At 50.7% G+C, this 16,945-nt stretch carries 14 protein-coding genes, 3 tRNA genes and 1 pseudogene; 4 read left to right on the top strand and 14 right to left on the bottom strand.

Going from position 1 to position 16,945, the window contains the following annotated elements; translation table 11 throughout:
- Window positions 1-9: 9 nt before the first annotated feature.
- The 5 genes from rpmG to ACR9EC_RS11525 form a co-directional block, all read right to left on the bottom strand.
- The gene (rpmG, locus tag ACR9EC_RS11545; RefSeq protein WP_435299365.1) at window positions 10-180 is read right to left on the bottom strand and encodes a 50S ribosomal protein L33; all 171 of its coding nucleotides are present in this window, start codon (window positions 178-180) and stop codon (window positions 10-12) included.
- A gap of 87 nt (window positions 181-267) precedes the next feature.
- Window positions 268-341 (bottom strand) — tRNA-Met (locus ACR9EC_RS11540).
- 83 nt (window positions 342-424) lie between these two features.
- A tRNA-Thr gene (locus tag ACR9EC_RS11535) sits at window positions 425-496 on the bottom strand.
- Between the two features lie 107 nt (window positions 497-603).
- The gene (locus ACR9EC_RS11530) at window positions 604-1,371 is read right to left on the bottom strand and encodes a VOC family protein (protein ID WP_435299364.1); all 768 of its coding nucleotides are present in this window, start codon (window positions 1,369-1,371) and stop codon (window positions 604-606) included.
- A 141-nt stretch (window positions 1,372-1,512) separates the two neighbouring features.
- Window positions 1,513-1,594: transfer RNA gene (locus ACR9EC_RS11525), tRNA-Tyr, on the bottom strand.
- A 230-nt stretch (window positions 1,595-1,824) separates the two neighbouring features.
- Here ACR9EC_RS11525 and rarD point away from each other — a divergent pair.
- The 3 genes from rarD to ACR9EC_RS11510 all read left to right on the top strand — a co-directional run bounded on the left by rarD (window position 1,825) and on the right by ACR9EC_RS11510 (window position 4,197).
- The gene (gene rarD, locus ACR9EC_RS11520; RefSeq protein WP_435299363.1) at window positions 1,825-2,778 is read left to right on the top strand and encodes an EamA family transporter RarD; all 954 of its coding nucleotides are present in this window, start codon (window positions 1,825-1,827) and stop codon (window positions 2,776-2,778) included.
- Between the two features lie 96 nt (window positions 2,779-2,874).
- The gene (locus ACR9EC_RS11515; RefSeq protein ID WP_435299362.1) at window positions 2,875-3,369 is read left to right on the top strand and encodes a YajQ family cyclic di-GMP-binding protein; all 495 of its coding nucleotides are present in this window, start codon (window positions 2,875-2,877) and stop codon (window positions 3,367-3,369) included.
- 15 nt (window positions 3,370-3,384) lie between these two features.
- Window positions 3,385-4,197 (top strand): HAD family hydrolase, encoded by an 813-nt coding sequence (locus tag ACR9EC_RS11510; RefSeq protein ID WP_435299361.1) that lies wholly within the window; start codon window positions 3,385-3,387, stop codon window positions 4,195-4,197.
- Here ACR9EC_RS11510 and ACR9EC_RS11505 read toward each other — a convergent pair.
- Complete coding sequence (locus ACR9EC_RS11505; protein WP_435299360.1) at window positions 4,194-5,486, bottom strand: hypothetical protein; 1,293 nt, start codon at window positions 5,484-5,486, stop codon at window positions 4,194-4,196. The genes ACR9EC_RS11510 and ACR9EC_RS11505 overlap by 4 nt on opposite strands.
- Window positions 5,487-5,707: 221 nt before the next feature.
- On the opposite strand from ACR9EC_RS11505, the gene rsgA reads away from it, so the two are divergent.
- Window positions 5,708-6,742: a ribosome small subunit-dependent GTPase A gene (gene rsgA, locus ACR9EC_RS11500; protein ID WP_435299359.1), complete on the top strand. Its 1,035-nt coding sequence runs from the start codon at window positions 5,708-5,710 to the stop codon at window positions 6,740-6,742.
- A gap of 215 nt (window positions 6,743-6,957) precedes the next feature.
- Here the strand turns inward: rsgA and htpX are convergent.
- The 8 genes and pseudogenes from htpX to ACR9EC_RS11460 all read right to left on the bottom strand — a co-directional run.
- Window positions 6,958-7,809: pseudogene (gene htpX / locus ACR9EC_RS11495) on the bottom strand (zinc metalloprotease HtpX); the annotation flags it as partial.
- A 198-nt stretch (window positions 7,810-8,007) separates the two neighbouring features.
- Complete coding sequence (locus ACR9EC_RS11490) at window positions 8,008-9,387, bottom strand: FAD-dependent oxidoreductase (RefSeq protein ID WP_435299358.1); 1,380 nt, start codon at window positions 9,385-9,387, stop codon at window positions 8,008-8,010.
- Between the two features lie 200 nt (window positions 9,388-9,587).
- Complete coding sequence (locus ACR9EC_RS11485; protein WP_435299357.1) at window positions 9,588-10,073, bottom strand: hypothetical protein; 486 nt, start codon at window positions 10,071-10,073, stop codon at window positions 9,588-9,590.
- A gap of 109 nt (window positions 10,074-10,182) precedes the next feature.
- Window positions 10,183-10,887 carry a hypothetical protein gene (locus ACR9EC_RS11480; protein WP_435299356.1) on the bottom strand — a complete coding sequence of 235 codons (705 nt, stop codon included), beginning with the start codon at window positions 10,885-10,887 and terminating at the stop codon, window positions 10,183-10,185.
- Window positions 10,888-11,082: 195 nt separating this feature from the next.
- A complete protein-coding gene (locus ACR9EC_RS11475; RefSeq protein ID WP_435299355.1) occupies window positions 11,083-12,312 on the bottom strand; it encodes an FHA domain-containing protein in 1,230 nt (409 codons plus the stop codon).
- A gap of 93 nt (window positions 12,313-12,405) precedes the next feature.
- On the bottom strand, window positions 12,406-13,416 hold the full coding sequence (locus ACR9EC_RS11470; RefSeq protein WP_435299354.1) for a polyprenyl synthetase family protein: 1,011 nt from the start codon (window positions 13,414-13,416) through the stop codon (window positions 12,406-12,408).
- A 231-nt stretch (window positions 13,417-13,647) separates the two neighbouring features.
- The gene (nuoN, locus tag ACR9EC_RS11465) at window positions 13,648-15,402 is read right to left on the bottom strand and encodes an NADH-quinone oxidoreductase subunit NuoN (RefSeq protein WP_435299353.1); all 1,755 of its coding nucleotides are present in this window, start codon (window positions 15,400-15,402) and stop codon (window positions 13,648-13,650) included.
- On the bottom strand, window positions 15,399-16,940 hold the full coding sequence (locus ACR9EC_RS11460) for an NADH-quinone oxidoreductase subunit M (RefSeq protein WP_435299352.1): 1,542 nt from the start codon (window positions 16,938-16,940) through the stop codon (window positions 15,399-15,401). The genes nuoN and ACR9EC_RS11460 overlap by 4 nt, the downstream gene beginning before the upstream one ends.
- Window positions 16,941-16,945 lie beyond the last annotated feature (5 nt).

Below are 16,945 nucleotides of genomic sequence, written 5' to 3'. Positions count from 1 at the left end.
CCTACCTAATCAGCGGGTTTCGCGGTGCGCTGTGTGCTTTACACAACGTGGGCAGAACTTCGCCAACTCCAGACGGTCTGGGTTGTTACGACGGTTCTTCTTGGTGATGTAGTTGCGCTCCTTGCAGTCCACGCATGCGAGCGTGATCTTCGGGCGAACGTCTGAGCTCTTGCTTGCCACGGTCTTGCCACCTCTCGCGCCGCAACTGGGCGCTGCCATTATCGAACAAAAAGCACGCTCTTCAGCGTGCGGATTTAAGTGATTTTGTAGCGGGAGCGGGGCTCGAACCCGCGACCTCACGATTATGAGCCGTGCGCTCTGACCAGCTGCGCTACCCCGCCGCATCGAAAGTTATTCACTTTCAGTGATGCCAGAACCACAACAGCGTTAAATTATGCCACATTATGGTTTTAGGCACCAGCAGAGCCCCCGACGGGAATCGGACCCGTGACCTCAGTCTTACCAAGACTGCGCTCTACCACTGAGCTACGGGGGCAACACAGAAAACATTACACACACCCCACCCCTGTTACAAAATTCTTACAGGCGTGATAGTGGTCACCTTGAATATTTCCTGCTCAGCCACCTGAAGCACACGCTCTTTTAATGTGATTCCAACAATTTGAAGAAACCACCATCTTGGCTAATCGCCCCAGTAACTGTGCCCAACCATGTCGGATGCGTCCGCTCCACAACTTTTCCACCATGCGACTCGATAGCAGCAACAGCTTTTGTTGTGTCCACAACCTCAAAGAACACCGCCCACATTGCGGATTCTCCGTCTTCAAAAAAGTTAGATGCATCCATAATTCCCGCGCGAGCATCATCACGAGAATCACCCAACACCGAATAACGCGCATTCCCCGGCTCATTGACCTGCACTAAATCCCAACCAAAAACCTCACGATAAAACACGAGAGACTCGTCGTAACGTGCAGTATGCAGCTCAAACCATGCAGGAGCGCCGGGCTCATCATGCACTTGCATCCCCGTCACACCATCAGATTCCCAACCACATACCCAGGCCCCACCGGGATCCTGCGCAACAAAAAAGTTTCCTTCCGCAGACGAACCGGCATGCACATGGATGACACCACCAAACGCCTCAACTTTTTGCGCTGCTTGAGCCGCATTTTTGACGTCACACGTAATGAGCCACTGATCACGCAACTCCAATTCATCAAACTGAAGCCCGATTCCCGCGACCATGCCATGTCCGGCATACATGAGTGCGTAATCTTCAAACTCTTCAGTAGGTTTTGCATCCCAGTTAAGCGCCGCACTAAATAACTCAACTGCAGAATGTGGATTACGCGCAAAATATTCAATCCACATAGGTTCGCCTGCAAAACGCTGCACAAAAGCAACCATGTCTCTGCTCCCCGTATCGAGCCATCTACGACCGCTAAAACAACCTGCTATATCGTCGAATTTACTTGGGGTGAGAAGGAATAACCCGTTAAAGTGCGGATGAAAAACAAAAGGTCCCACGGAAAACCGTGGGACCATCTGTGGCAGCTGAGGGATTCGAACCCCCGAAGCATAACGCGGCTGATTTACAGTCAGCTCCCTTTGGCCGCTCGGGCAAGCTGCCTTACATCACACAGAAAACAAGAACGCACTACGTTCCCGCTGTTTCCGTGAGCAGGATTAACAATACTAAATGATCGGCCAAATAGAAAATCGTTTGTTTTTCAAGGCCACAGCAAGGCAACAAAGCCCCTGCCACAAGTACATACATAACCCTGTTCGACAAGAAGACCAGCAAGGCCTGCCAACAACGAAGTTCGCCAGAGACTACAACAAAGGCCTATCGTAGGTTTCATGTCGCCTGCTTCGCCCACCTCGTCTACGTCTTTGCGCCAAGGATATATAGCAGGCACCTTGTGCTACGTACTGTGGGGCACGATGCCCCTCTACTTTTCCGCAATAGACGAAGCTTCTCCTCTAGAGATCTTGGCGCACCGAATAGTATGGTCACTCGTTTTCACGATCGTTCTTCTCGCAGTATTGAAACGCATCACCTTAACCATCAACGTTTTTAAAGACTGGTCGCTACTCAAAGTTCTTGGCATTGCCACAGTGCTCATCCTCATAAACTGGCTGACATACATTACTGCTGTCTCTACCGGGAATGTTCTTGAAGCCGCCCTCGGGTACTACATCAATCCGCTCGTAACAGTGCTTCTTGCAATAGTGGTTTTACGCGAGCGAGTTCCGCCAACAACATGGATTGCCTTAGGAATTGGTGCAATCGCAGTTATTGTCATGACTGTCGGGTCAGGAAAAGTACCCTGGATTTCATTTATTTTGGCGGTGTCTTTCGGTCTGTATGGACTAGCCAAAAAGAACATCGGTTCCCGCGTAGATGCCATCGTGAGCCTCAGCGTAGAAACAGCGCTTTCTACTCCCCTCGCCGTCGGCTTCCTCATATGGTTGACGCTCACCAGTCAATCAACGTTCACCGGATACGGTCTCACCCATACGCTGCTACTCAGTTTTGCTGGCATCATGACGGGGCTGCCCCTCATCCTTTTTGGACACTCCGCACGGCTACTGCCTCTAGCCACACTTGGGCTACTGCAATATATCGGCCCAACAATTCAATTCCTCGTCGGAATACTCATCTTCCACGAATCTATGCCACCCTCACGATGGATCGGATTCGCGCTGGTATGGCTCGCCATTATGGTGTTTACTTTCGGTGCGTTATCGCACAAAGGCATTCCGCCCCTTGCACGTCGCGCTCCACGCACACCTAGAAAACTCGGCTCGTAGCAAAACCCTGCTGCACGCAGCACAATCCAACGGTTATCTACCTAGAAATCGGATACCGTTAAGGGCAGCACATACTGAACTAGCGAGGAGGACCTCATGGCTGATTCTTCAATGGACATCGTCTCCAAGGTAGACCGTCAAGAAGTAGACAACGCACTCAACCAAGCTGTTAAAGAAATTAACCAACGCTATGACTTCAAAAATGTTGGAGCATCCATTGCGTGGAGCGGCGACAACATCGTTATGATCGCAAACTCGGAAGAACGCGTTTTAGCGGTACTTGACGTCTTCCAAACCAAACTCATTAAGCGTGGCGTCTCGCTTAAAGCCTTCGACACCGGCGACAAAGGCCCACAACCTTCAGGTAAGGAATACCGACTCGAGGGCTCTCTCAAAGAAGGCCTAGCCGGAGAAAACGCGAAAAAAATTACAAAAATCATTCGCGAAGAAGGCCCAAAATCTGTCAAAACTCAGATCACAGGTGACGAAGTTCGCGCATCATCAAAATCACGTGACGACCTTCAAGAGGTACAGGCCCTCCTGCGTGGCGCTGACCTAGACTTTGCTGTTCAATTCACGAACTACCGGTAAGAAAACCGTCACATCATGCTGCGTGAACTTCCTATTCCTAAACTTATCGCAACCGATTTAGACGGAACTCTTCTGCGAAGCGACCACAGCATATCCCCATTCACTCGACGTGTATTGCGCGACCTTGAAGCCCGCGCAATACACGTCGTTTTTGTTACAGCTCGACCACCACGCTGGATGAAACCACTCAGCGATGCAGTGAGCGGGCACGGGCGTGCCATTTGTTTGAATGGCGCATGCATTTACGAGTTTGCTTCACATCACTCAAGCGATATTCGCGGCTTCAATTTTGAGTCACTCACAGCCATCATCACCGACTTGCGTGCCGCACTGCCTGGTATCGCATTTGCTGCTGAACGTCCCTCTGGAGCGGTGTTTGACCCTCACTTTATTTCTGATCACCCTTATGGGCCTGAAACGTTACACATGCGGGTAGAGGACGCTCGCGACGACGTGGTTGGAAAACTCTTAGCACGCATGCCAAGCCTCCCAGACAACAGTTTCTTTGACGCAGTCTCAGAGATTGTTGGCACCCGAGGCTTACTTGCCTATTCAGGTGCTTCCGGGCTAGCAGAAATCACAGCACCCGGGGTAACGAAAGCAGCAGCACTCGAACGTTGGGCGTTGCACCACAATATTGCCGCGCACGAAGTGTGGGCGTTCGGTGATATGCCCAACGACGTCCCCATGCTCAGTTGGGCAGGGCAAGGAATTGCTGTCGCAAACGCTCACCCCGAAGCGCTAGCAGCCGCCACCGCATACACCCTGTCAAACGATGAAGACGGTGTAGCTCATGCGCTAGCGTATCTCGTTGGACTTGATGTTTAACCGCGCGCAAGCGCACAGTTCTCGACAATGCTCATCGTCCCTAACTTTGGGGTGTACACAACGAGATAACCGTATCGAGCAGAACCTTCAATAACAAAGCTTTCATTAATGAGAGCGCTTTTTGATTCTTGATACACCGCTTGGTTATCTGGACTTGCTAACAGTTCTACAGCGCGAAAAGAAGAACGAGCTCGCCCTATGAACCCCTGTACGGTTCCTGCACTATCTCTGTGCACACTGGCAAAAATATGTTGCGGCGGTGCGGAATACTGTGTGCGATTCGATCGGGCGGTAATGCCCCATATGGGAGTACGTCTCGTGTCGAACCATTGAATCGCTGTATCTGCATGATTAACGACTCGCATATTATGTTGCGTATCCAGCCCAGCTCGTCGGGTAAAACCAGTAAGTGCAATCTCTGTACCCCGCATCGCATCAGCAGCACTAGTTTTTAGACGACGCCACATCGTATAGCGCACCTGGCGCACACACAGGTAAACAAAACCGATGAAGAAAAACAGTAAAGGCATGAACGGATCAAAAGGTGCGGCAAGTTCTTCACACCAGTGGTTGTCATCGTTATAGAGAACCTGAACAGATTCGCCGGGTGCCACTCCCTCAAGGAACGAAAGCGCACAGGTTGGCTCTTGTTGCCCCGGCACACTCAGCATAAAAAATAAGTCGTCGTTTTCTGCAACGTACGTTGCAGTAACAACTTCAGCGCCGTTGCGTCCATTCTGGGCTTGGGCCACCTCAAAAAAGGTAAAACCTAAGCTTATGCTCATGACAACCACGGCAAGAATAACCGACCACGAACGATCAAAGACACTGCCTTGCAGTTTTTTCCGCACATCAGTTTTCTGCCATGTATTACGAATTAATGTAGAACGCTGAGCCTCAAGAAAAATGTGAAAGTTACGTTGTCGCGCAAAAATAGTGACAACTATGCACAGCGCTGTTGCAAACATAACCCAAGTCGTAACGCTCGCCCAGTGTGCATACTGTTCGGTATAAAACGATTGACGGACAGATAATAACAACAGCGTGCTGGCCACTAAAGCATGTACGGCACCGATCATATAGTCAATAAACAATGACAACGGAATAGTAAGCAGACCCACGGTCATAAACAGGCCTAAAACAGCATCCAAGCTTACAGTTTCAGCGACTTGCCCAAGAGAGCTCGAAACGTCCTTATCCATCGGTTCTTTAAGAATGAGCACCCACAAGGCCAGCCATGAACCGATTATCAGGAAATAAGATCCTGTACGCCACCACGATGTCATCATGCACTAAAAGTACACGTCAACCAGCGAATACGTTAAACCCTGCAAGGGGCATCTCAGTCGATAGTGCTTACGTCATGGGCTTCAGCGCATAAGCCAATAAATAACATGCGCATTATGAGGCCATTCGCCTAACCTGATATTCCCACGCCCCCTACTCGGCAAAGCGTAAAAAGCTACGAGGCAACAAAAAAGTACATGACTCATCGAGGGAACGACATAGCGTGACAGATCGAATAATCGCGAACTTAGGTTGGGACGAAGAACGGGCACAAGACTGGCAGCAAAACCCTCTATCAGCCACGGGCGCTTTCTTTGGACGCGTCGTACGTGTAGAGCGCACAACCATCCACATCGCGCATGAGGCTGGTCTTCACACAGTTATGGCTACGGGTTTCGCCGTCGGTGATTGGGTTGCCACAGACGGCGAAACATGGGTCTCTTTACTACCACGACGCACCCAACTTTCTCGTCAAAGTTCAGACCGGACTTCTGCGGAACAAATACTTGCAGCCAACATTGATGCGGTTTTTGTCATCGAGCCAGTGCACCCAACGCCTAACCTGCGACGTGTTGAACGCATGCTCACCCTTGCGTGGGCCAGCGGTGCACGCCCGATAGTTGTGCTTACCAAGCACGACCTCGCCGAGCAGGACTTTGTTCCAGACATCGAAGCCGTCGCGCATGGCGTCGAGGTTTTTGCCGTAAGCTCAACGACAGGTCACAACCTGAGCGCTGTCACTGCGCTCATTCACCCCGGACAAACGTTTGTCTTTCTAGGGCCTTCTGGGGCGGGAAAATCCAGCCTAGTCAACGCGCTTGCTGGACACGACATACTCGCCACAGCCGATGTCCGAGGAGACGGACGAGGCCGGCACACAACGACTCGACGCGAGCTCATCACTATAGACGGACTTGGCTGCATCATTGATACACCAGGAATTCGGGCGGTGGGCATGACCGCACACACACATGGGCTCAATGCAACATTCGATGACATCCTCGACTTGGCACAACATTGCCGATTTACCGACTGTGCGCACGCTTCCGAACCAGGATGTGCAGTTACCGAAGCTGTAGCACACAGCCAACTCGACCCAGCTCGACTCGACAATTACAAACGCATTGAACGAGAGATCGCGCACCACACCCGACGTAAAGAAACTCATTCACGCGCAGAAGAACGTGTGGAAACCAAAAGCCGCCGAACCGCCAAACGAGTCATCATGAAGGCCAAAGGACGAGACAGCGAACGTTGAGTTACCGCGCACCCAACCTCCACTCACCGTGGCGGATTTGAACGGTTATCTCCTGGGTTATAAGGGTTAACGGGACGCTGCGGAGTGTTGGGACGTTGTTGCCTGTGCGAAGGATCTTCACTCAATGGATGCTGTGTGGGACGAAACCCGTCATTCGTCATACCAGCAGGTGAAGAAAACCCACCCTGCATATACGGCTGCTGCGGCAACGACGAACCGGCCATCTTTTCCAAGCGCGCGATACGTTGATCCATTGGCGGGTGCGTAGCAAACAGTTTGCCAATGCCGCCGCCCCTAAACGGGTTGGCAATCATCATGTGCGACACATCAGTAAATTCTTGACGTTGTGGCAATGGTGCTTGATTCGTACCCAACTCCAGTTTGCGTAAGGCAGATGCCAACGCTAACGGGTCCCCAGTAAGTTTTGCCCCGTCTTCGTCTGCATCAAATTCGCGGGTCCGTGAGATACCCAATTGAATAAGCATCGCAGCGATAGGCGCCAAAATAGCGGTGGCAATAACAACTAGCGGGTTTCCGCCGCGCTCCCTGTCACCACCAAAAATGAAAAGAATGTTTGTGAGTGCTGAAATCATTCCAGCAAAAGCTGAAGCAATCGACGACGTGAGAATGTCACGGTTATACACGTGCATAAGTTCATGCCCCAGGACACCTCGAAGCTCTCGCTCATCAAGCAACTGCAAAATACCTTCAGTGCAGCACACCGCAGCATTTTGTGGGTTTCGTCCGGTAGCAAACGCATTCGGGTTCATCGTCGGAGAAACATACAGCCGAGGCATAGGCTGACGGGCCTGATTCGCGAGTTCTCGAACGATCCGATACATCGCCGGTTGTTCAATTTCTGTCACGGGACGGGCGTGCATGGAGCGAATGGCGAGTTTGTCTGAGTTCCAGTAACTGTAGCCGGTCATGGCTAAACCAAAGCCGCAGAAGAGTAGCAGCAAACCAATATTGCCTTTGCCGACGAGCCCCCAAATACCTATGAGGACCGCCCACATCAAACCAAACAGAAAAGCAGTCTTTAATCCGTTGAAGTGTCTGTGGCCCATCACTATCTCCTTGCACATAGTAAAAACCTGTGGTTCTTACTCAGTCATTCCACTACATACAACGAATCAAGTTCGTTGCACGTTCCCCACTGTATGTCACTTCACTCTGCATGAAATAGCTGTGGGGTGAAGAAACATGTGTTTCTTCACCCCACAGCTCTAACTATGTGCAGGTTTCCCTGCCATATTTTCGCCGCTTTATGCGCGACCGAGTGAAATGTTGGTTTGCTCTTCGCGTGACACAACCTTGATACGTTCACGCCCTTGCGCTTCGCCGAGAGCACGTTCGTGTGCGTCTAGTAGGTGCCATCCATCCCATTGGATGACGTCTACGCCGCGTTCTTTCAGGTACTCGACGATCGCTTCTGGTTCGGGGCGAGTAGCGGTAGCGAAAGCTTCAAGGTCTTGCGCGTCTTCGACAAGGTTACGGATCGTCTCAGATGCGTCTGACTTTGTGCTACCGATAAGGCCAACCGGGCCACGCTTGATCCAACCTGTGCAGTACAGGCCATCAACGTGTTCGCCGTTTAAGTCAAGGACACGGCCTTCGCTGTTTGTAATAACACCGCGGTTTTCGTCATAAGGAACCTCTGGAAGTTCAGATCCGAAATACCCGACGGCACGGTATACGGCTTGCACTGGCCAGTCGAAGAACTCGCCTGTGCCTGAGACTGTTCCATCACCGTTAAGTTTGGTGCGTTCAGTGCGGAACCCATCGACTTTTCCGTCACCGTCGTTGTCTACAACAGCGGCCGGCGCGTGCAAGAAGTGAAGGTGGAGACGACGAGATGCGGTAAACGTTGAAGGGTCGTTTAATGTCCAGTCAGTGAGGGTCTTCACGACCTGCTTGGTCTGGTTTGAACTGTTGATCGCTTCGATTGAGCCTTCGTCGAAGTCGTAGTCTTCGGGGTAGACAATGACATCAACGTCAGGAACGTGTCCGAGTTCGCGTAGTTCTAGTGGAGAGAACTTAGCTTGTGCTGGTCCACGACGAGCAAAGACGTGTACGTCCTTCACAGGGCTTGCAAGCAGCCCTTGGTACACGTTGTCTGGGATTTCAGTGACAAGAAGGTCTTTCGGGTGTTTCGCGAGGATGCGAGCCACGTCGAGGGCTACGTTACCGGCGCCAACAACTGCGATTGACTCTGCTTCTAGTGGCCAGGTTGTCGGCACGTCTGGGTGTCCGTCGTACCATGACACGAAGTCTGCGGCACCATAGGATCCGTCTAGTTCAATGCCTGGGATGTTCAGGTCGGCGTCTTTAATAGCACCGGTTGAGAAGATCACTGCGTCATAGAATTCGCGCAGGTTTTCAAGTTTCAGGTCAACGCCGTAGTCAACGTTACCGAGCAGACGAATGTCTCCGCGGTCCATGATCTTGTGTAGAGCGTTGATGATTTGTTTGATTCGTGGGTGGTCAGGTGCCACACCGTATCGCACCAAACCAAAAGGTGAAGGCAATCTGTCGAACAGGTCGATAGAAACATCAAGATCAGTTTTTGACAAAATGTCTGATGCGTAGATTCCTGCTGGTCCTGCACCGATGACAGCTACACGCAGTTGACGGTTGAGAGTCACGGAAAATCGTGCCTTCCGGTTAGTGGAATCGAATGAAACAAACATTCGATGCGCTATTCGTTGATGGTATGTAAAGTCTCTTTATCCAGAGTCGCAAGAAATCGCATTCGACGGAACAAGGGGTCCATCAAACGGGAGCGTGTAACACAGAGTGAACGTTATGCGTTCTATGGTTTGCCTGCACCTCATACGAGGTGATTTCAGGAACCTGAAATGTCGACATGCACGCTGGAAAGGATCTCTCGAATCTCTTTCTTTCCATTGTCCCCCGTAAGGGCGGAACATGTGCCCGTGATTTCGACCACGTCAAAAACATATCCACGATTAATTACCATTACCGTCACGATTTGATGAATAATCTCACCACGGCCCCCAGCGAACCTGCCTTCAACAGTGAATCCTTCACAGTCTTCGCGATCTACAACGTGGCTGCTTTCTTCTTTGTATCGCGGCAAAGCCTTAGTTTTAGCAGTGAAAGCTTTACGTGCTTGGTCAACGGTGTGGTCGGCACCAAGTCGAGTCAAAGTAACAAGAACATTTGGTCTAAAAACACCTGCTGGTACGTCTTTGGCTAATGCCAGAGGTAAACCAACAGCTGCGAGAGCGTTCCATCCTTCAGGGCGTTCAATTTCAATTCGTGGGAATTGCGGGAACGCTTCTGAAGGGAAAACCAAAGTTGAGGACATACCTTAATTTCAGTCGTGTCTGACCCAATAATGCAAATCGGTTCACCGTGGTTGAAATACATAGGGCCGCAACCCTGGCGGGGTGCGGCCCTATGTCACTACTGACGTGTTATGCATCATCGTCTGTTAGATCAAGAATGGGAAGGTCGTCTGCGGTAACCAAACGGGTGGTCACTGCATATTCGACTAAACGTGCGCGACGGTTCGTTGCGAGTTGTTTTGGACCACCACGTAGCCCTTTAACTCCCATACGGTCTAACTTGTCACATACGTTGTCGAGCTTCCGGTTAAAACGTGTGATCGCCCATCCCAGACGCTTAGCAGCGTCTGCTGTCGATGGAATCTCTGTAAAACCAGTTCCTTCACGTTTCAGCATTGGTTCACACAACGCAACAATGAGTTGTTTTTGACTCAATGTAAAGTTGATCATTCCAATTGTTTGCTCACCAGTTTCTGGTGCATCAATCGTTTCAGTCTCAAATTGCTGACCAGACAAATGCGCCAACAACTCGTAAGTTGTGGGTCCTGCGGTAAAGACAATCGTCGTTGATTTAAAGACGATTGGGATTCGGTTTCCTGGCGAAAGCCAAGATTGCACTCCACCACTGGTGTCACACACTGTTGCGGAAAGTAACGAACCTACGTTGGATAGCCACCAGATCCCATCTTGAAAAGAGATCCTCAAAAACCTACGATGCAGATAAGGATTGTCGTCAATAGTGAGATCACCTTCACGGCCGATGTCGAAAGGTTGAACTGCGTCTGGCGTAAACCATTCGCCGCAGTATTCAAGTGTCATCTGCGGTGCTGACATGAACTCGACTCCCTATTCCCTGCGTGCTACCAGTACAAACGTTGACTGTATCCAATTATGTTGGGTGAATTCTACCCATGTGCCACAATATTGCCCCCAAAGGGAAGAACTCCCCATGCGCTTAGCGTGCCTCTTAGGACAAAATATGGCAACGGCGTCTCAAAGCGTAGAACCCACGGTGCACGCCGCATGACATTAACGCAACTGGTCAAACGTCAAAGTAACGCCATCACCTAAATCAATAACGTCACCGTTAATCACTAACGTCGCCTCATGCGCAGCCAAAGACCGCTCAAGAGCACCCTGCCTACGCAACAACGTACCGTTAACCGACCCTAAATCAGTCACCAAAACATGCGAATGCTCAACTCTGATCTCCACATGATTACGAGAAATATCCTTCGACGGACTCGGCACCGAAATCATACGCGCATGAGCAACAGCCCCCGACCCCTCATGAGTAGGCTTACGCCCAACCACCAAAGGCACGCCAAGTTCAACCACTTCCCCATGAGAAAACCGCACAAAGCCCACTGAACCCATAACCGGCGGAGACATAACCTGCGTTGCCGCAGCATACCGACCCCGACGAGACTGCTCACCAGAATCCGCAACAGCAGAATCTCCACTCGAAGAATCCTTCTGTGCAACAACCTCGGTTGGAGCAACATCAATACGAGACACACTCAATACTTCAGTCTCACGCACACGCACATCCCCTGAACCGCTATCACCAGGAGAAGCCCCACTTACAACATTGACAATAGGCGCTGCCGGCTCTTGTTCTTCAGCTGCATCATGCGCAAGCCATTCCTCAGGAATCTCCGCAATTGTTCGACCAAAATCATCGTCAACTGCATCTACATCAACAGAAAAAGATTCCTCAACAGCAATCTGAGAATCCTCAACTAACGCCTCAAAACACCCAGAATCATCGTTCACCTGCACACGCCACACCGCGCCAGCAGCCAATACAACGCCCTCACGCAAAGGGAATCCCTCGGTGGGAGCCTCGCCGTCTACAGCCTCATCACACTGCGCACAGAACCGCACAGATAAAGCATCTAAAATCTGCTCTTCAAGCCACATTGCTACGCCATTGCCGCGCAAAGTCAGCAATTCGTCCTTATGCGCAACGCTCACTTCAACTAACGTATCGCCAGAAACCGCGATCCGGATTTCGCGCGCCTCACCACTACGCTTGCCCAACTCAACGATTGCGAAACGCGGAAGGTTTTCTAATGTCGGATCAAGCGAACTAGTAACCGCCTGTAAAACCCCTAAAAAGCCTTTACGGTGAGCAGCAGCGCTGCTCTGCTCCCACAACTGCCGCAAAATTTGAGGCTTTGCCCCGTCAGGAAGAAAAACAATAAAATCATGAGCGGCAACAAGAACACCGTTGCCAGATACATAGCTAAGAGCCACAACGAGACCAATCGAAGATGTTCACAACACTATTCGACGTTTACGGTATCTCGAAAAGTGGCAATTTGGAAAGAAGAGATCAGACGCCAAAAACTAGGCGACTCGGTCTACCAAAGCACCTGCAAATTTCACTAGCGCGTCTTTCACAGGTCCTTCAGGAATCCCCTCAAGTTCAGACACAGCAGCTCGAGCAATTTCGCTCGCACGAACACGCGTTTGCTCAACAACTCCATGCTCACGCAACAACTTTACGGTTCGCTCCAGAGCCTCATCCGAACTCAAATCAGAATCAATAAGCTCAAGAAGAGCCACATCGTCAGAAGACGCCGAACCACTAGCCACCAACTCACGCAACAACAAAACAGGCATAGTAGGAACCTTCTCGCGAAGATCAGTTCCTTGAGTCTTACCCGTTATCGCGCCAGAAGACGTCAGATCGATAACATCGTCCGCTAATTGAAAAGCAACGCCAACTTTCTCACCATATTGAGCCAACTTATCTTGGATCTCCTGAGAAACACCAGCAAACTTTGCGCCAAACACCGCCGACGTAGCAAGCAAAGAAGCAGTTTTATCTGCTAACACCTGAATGTAATGTGCAACAGGATCAGCGTCGTCGGCTGGCCCCAAAGTCTCCTGCAACTGCCCCATACACAAACGCTCAAACGTTTGAGCTTGCACAGCAACAGCCTCAGTACCCAACTGACTCGTCAACGCTGAAGCCCGAGAGAACAACAAATCTCCCGTTAAAATCGCAACGTTGTTTCCCCACACCTCATGTGCAGCAGGAGCCCCTCGACGCAAAGGTGCAGAATCCATAACATCGTCGTGATAAAGCGAAGCCAAATGAGTTAACTCAACAACGACAGCAGCTTTACGAACCTCGTCATTAACTCCCATGCCCAAATGCGACACCAACAAAGTCAACAACGGGCGCAAACGCTTACCACCAGCCGAAATCAAATGGCGTGATGCATCAGCTACAAGACTGTTTGCGTTCTCAACAGCAGACCGCAAAGCACTTTCAACCTCATCCATCTCATGTGCAAGAGACTGGGCGAGCTGCTCATCTTCAAGAGGAAGCGCAAGGGAAACAGTAGTCACGAAACAAACTTTGCCTTGTGAGATGGGAAGCGAAACGGCAGGCAGCCGAACGCCACTGGACGGTCTAACTAACTTACCGCAATTTCTGCATTAGCCCTGAGTTATCCCACAACCAACTTCATGCGGTTAATCACGTCTGAAAGTACATGGTTACTGCGCTATAACGCTTCACAGACACGCAGAAACGGAGGCATCCACCCTGTTACAGGGTGGATGCCTCCGCATTCCAGTTTAGAAACCTAAAAAGTTGACTAAAAGTTCAAGTAACGGAGCGGGGAAAAGACCAGCCCACAAGACAAAGCCTGCACTCAACAAAATCGCAGCATATGCAGTACCTTCTGCTTTCACCACTGCAACGTGTGGAGCAGTCTCAAGCACCACAACAGACGTTCGCACAGCAGCATTCTCGCCTTCAGGTGCAGAAGAAACAACATCGTCTTCTGCAGGGTCCGCAAGGTTTCTTCCAGATTGAGTGGACTCACCGGAAATGTTCCGGTCCTCTGCAGGAGCCACAAAATACATCAACACCATGACTCGGATGTAGAAGAACAACGAAATCGCAGACGCCCCCACACCAACAAAAGCGAGAACCTCATTCCCTCCTGCAAAAGCAGAAGAAAAAGCGCTGTACTTAGCGATAAACCCGGCCGTTAATGGAACACCAGCGAAAGACAACAAGAAGAGCGAAAAAATACCGGCGATGAAAGGGCTGCGTTTCCCCAACCCAGCCCACTGTCCAATATGAGTTGCTTCGCCAAGGATCTCGCCTTCCGGACCGATCTCTCGCACCAAGGTGACCACACCAAAAGCGCCAACCGTCGATACACCGTACACGAGCAGATAAAAGAACACTGCACTCAACGTGTAGTCAGCAAGACCAAGAATCGCTACCAACAAGAACCCAGCGTGAGCGATTGAGGAGTACGCCAGCATACGTTTCATATCAGTTTGGGTCAGACCAACAATTGTTCCGACAATCATCGTCGCAATTGCAACCACCCACAGTCCGCGCTGTAACGCGTGGGAAACCTCTTCAGAGGAGTTCAACACCAGATAGATCACTAACCGCAAGAAAAGCCCCACAGCAGCGATTTTTGTGCAGGCAGCCATGAACCCTGTAATTGCAGTAGGTGCTCCCTGATACACGTCCGGTGTCCAAGCTTGGAACGGAACTGCACCGATCTTAAACAGCACACCAGCAAGCAAGAGGACAATCCCCATAATGAGCAGCAAACCAAACTCTGCACTTTGCCCAGATTGTGCATGCGCGCTAGCTGCTTGAGCAATACCGATAAGGGTGACAGACCCTGAATAACCGTAAAGTAGCGCTCCACCAAACAGGAATAAAGCTGATGCGAAAGAACCCAAAACAAAGTATTTCAGCGCTGCTTCTTGCGACAGTAAACGACGCCGACGAGCCATCGCAGTCAACACATACAGTGGCAACGAAAGCACTTCAAGCGCCACAAACATGGTTACAAGATCTCCCGCTGCAGGGAACACCATCATGCCGGTGATTGCAAACAGCATCAGTGGAAAGACCTCGGTTTGCTGCAGGCCCTTTGTGCGAGCAAGCTCCTCATACTGCGACCCAGGAACTGCAGCCGCAGTAGGCGCGAAAGGATCAAGCCGAGCTGAAGTTCGGTCAATCAGTACAAGCGTGGCAAGCAGAGAACAGACAATAAGCAAAACTTGAATCGCAAGAGTCCACGAATCAAAGTGAATCGCCTGATTAACGGGAAGCGCTGGGCCTAAATTACCTGATCCAAAGTGTCGAACACCCAGCCATATCAACGTTAGTAAAGCTGCAACTTGCGCCAAAAGCACAACAGCTATTTGTGTAGCTCTGCGGAACTTTGCTGGCACAAAAGCTTCAATGAGCACAGAAAAGACTCCGGCACCCGCCACGATTAAGACCGGCGATAAGACAGACCACATAATCTGTGGTGCCTCAAACGGGGCCTCTGGAAGAACCTGAGTAATCATTCTGTGTCCCCTTCGATCACGGAGATACTTGCGGCTGCAGGATCATCTAAATATTGCAGGGCAAGACCTGGCACAAAACCTAAAATAAGAAGTAGCGCAATAAGCGGAGCGACCACGATTTTCTCTCGTGCATCTAAATCTGGGGCGTCTTTTAACTCATCGACTTTAGGGCCAGTAAAAATCTTTTGATAAGTCAGCAGCACATACAAAGCCGCTAGCACAACACCAGTCGCCGCAAACACAGCCGCCCACACGTTTACTTCATACGTTGCGATGAGCACCGTGATTTCTGAAATAAAGGTGGAGAGCCCAGGCATGGCAAGCGCTGAAAGTCCGGCAACCAGGAAAACGCCAGCTAGCACGGGAGTAACTTTTTGCATTCCGCCATAATCTGCGAGCAGTTGCGATTCGCCAGTGGGTGAGCGCAAGAACAAGAACCCGGCCACAAGGAACAACAAACCTGTTGAGAGCCCGTGGTTAACCATGTAGAAGGAAGCTCCTGCGGTTCCAGCGGCAGTAAAGGTGAAGATACCCAACACGATAAAACCAAAGTGTGAGACCGACGTATACGCAATCAGACGCATCAGGTCGCGTTGACCTATTGCAAGAAGCCCACCGTAAATAATCGAGATCACAGCGAACACAATGATGACGGGCGCTGCCCACTGCGACGCATTCGGGAAAAGCGGCAGACACAAGGTCAGCATTCCGAATGTTCCGATTTTGTCTAGTACTCCAACAAGAAGCACTGAGGTTCCCGCAGGAGCGTGTTGCGCAGTGTCAGGTAGCCATGTGTGCACAGGAAACATAGGTGCTTTGATCGCAAAAGCGATAAAGAATCCGACAAAGAGCCACTTTTCAACGTTCGGATCTGCTACAGCTGCGGTGAGGTTTTCCGTCAAGAAACCGGTTTCTCCGCCTGGTCCTTGGAAGTACACTCCGATAACTGCAGCCAACATGATGAGCCCTCCCACAAGGGAGTACAACAAGAACTTGATTGCAGCGTAACGACGACGAGCCCCATTTCCGAAGAAGCCAATCATGAAATACACCGGAATGAGCATTGCTTCAAAGACCACATAGAACAAGAACACGTCGCGTGCAGCGAAGATCAACACCATAAAAGTGGTGAGAAGCAGAACCAGCGCTAAGTAGTGACGTAATTTATTGTGCGCGGACTCAGCATCATCTGTCAGCCGGCCAACACCTTGTTCTTTCCACGCCGCAAGAATAACCAACGGCACAAGGAGTACCGCGAGCGCGATCAGAAGTAGTGATACTCCATTGACGGCAACCGCATATGTTGTGCCGATTTGCGGTATCCATGAGATGTGTTCGACGAGCTGGTATGTTCCCGAGCGGGTGACGTCAAAGACGGTAAAAGCACCGACGAGTAATGCTACTTCCACAAGTGACACTGCTAATGCGATTCGTGGGGCTAGTCGTGCCATACCTGTGGGGAGAAGCCACAACGCTATTGCTCCGAGTGTCGGAGCCACTGCGAGGATCGTGATCCACGGTAATGTCTCGAAATTCATTGGTT

Origin of the sequence: Timonella sp. A28, assembly GCF_051200815.1 — a bacterium.
GTDB lineage: Bacteria > Actinomycetota > Actinomycetes > Actinomycetales > Cellulomonadaceae > Timonella.
The sequence above is the reverse complement of the archived record's forward strand: the minus strand, read 5'-3'. Positions and strand labels throughout refer to the sequence as shown.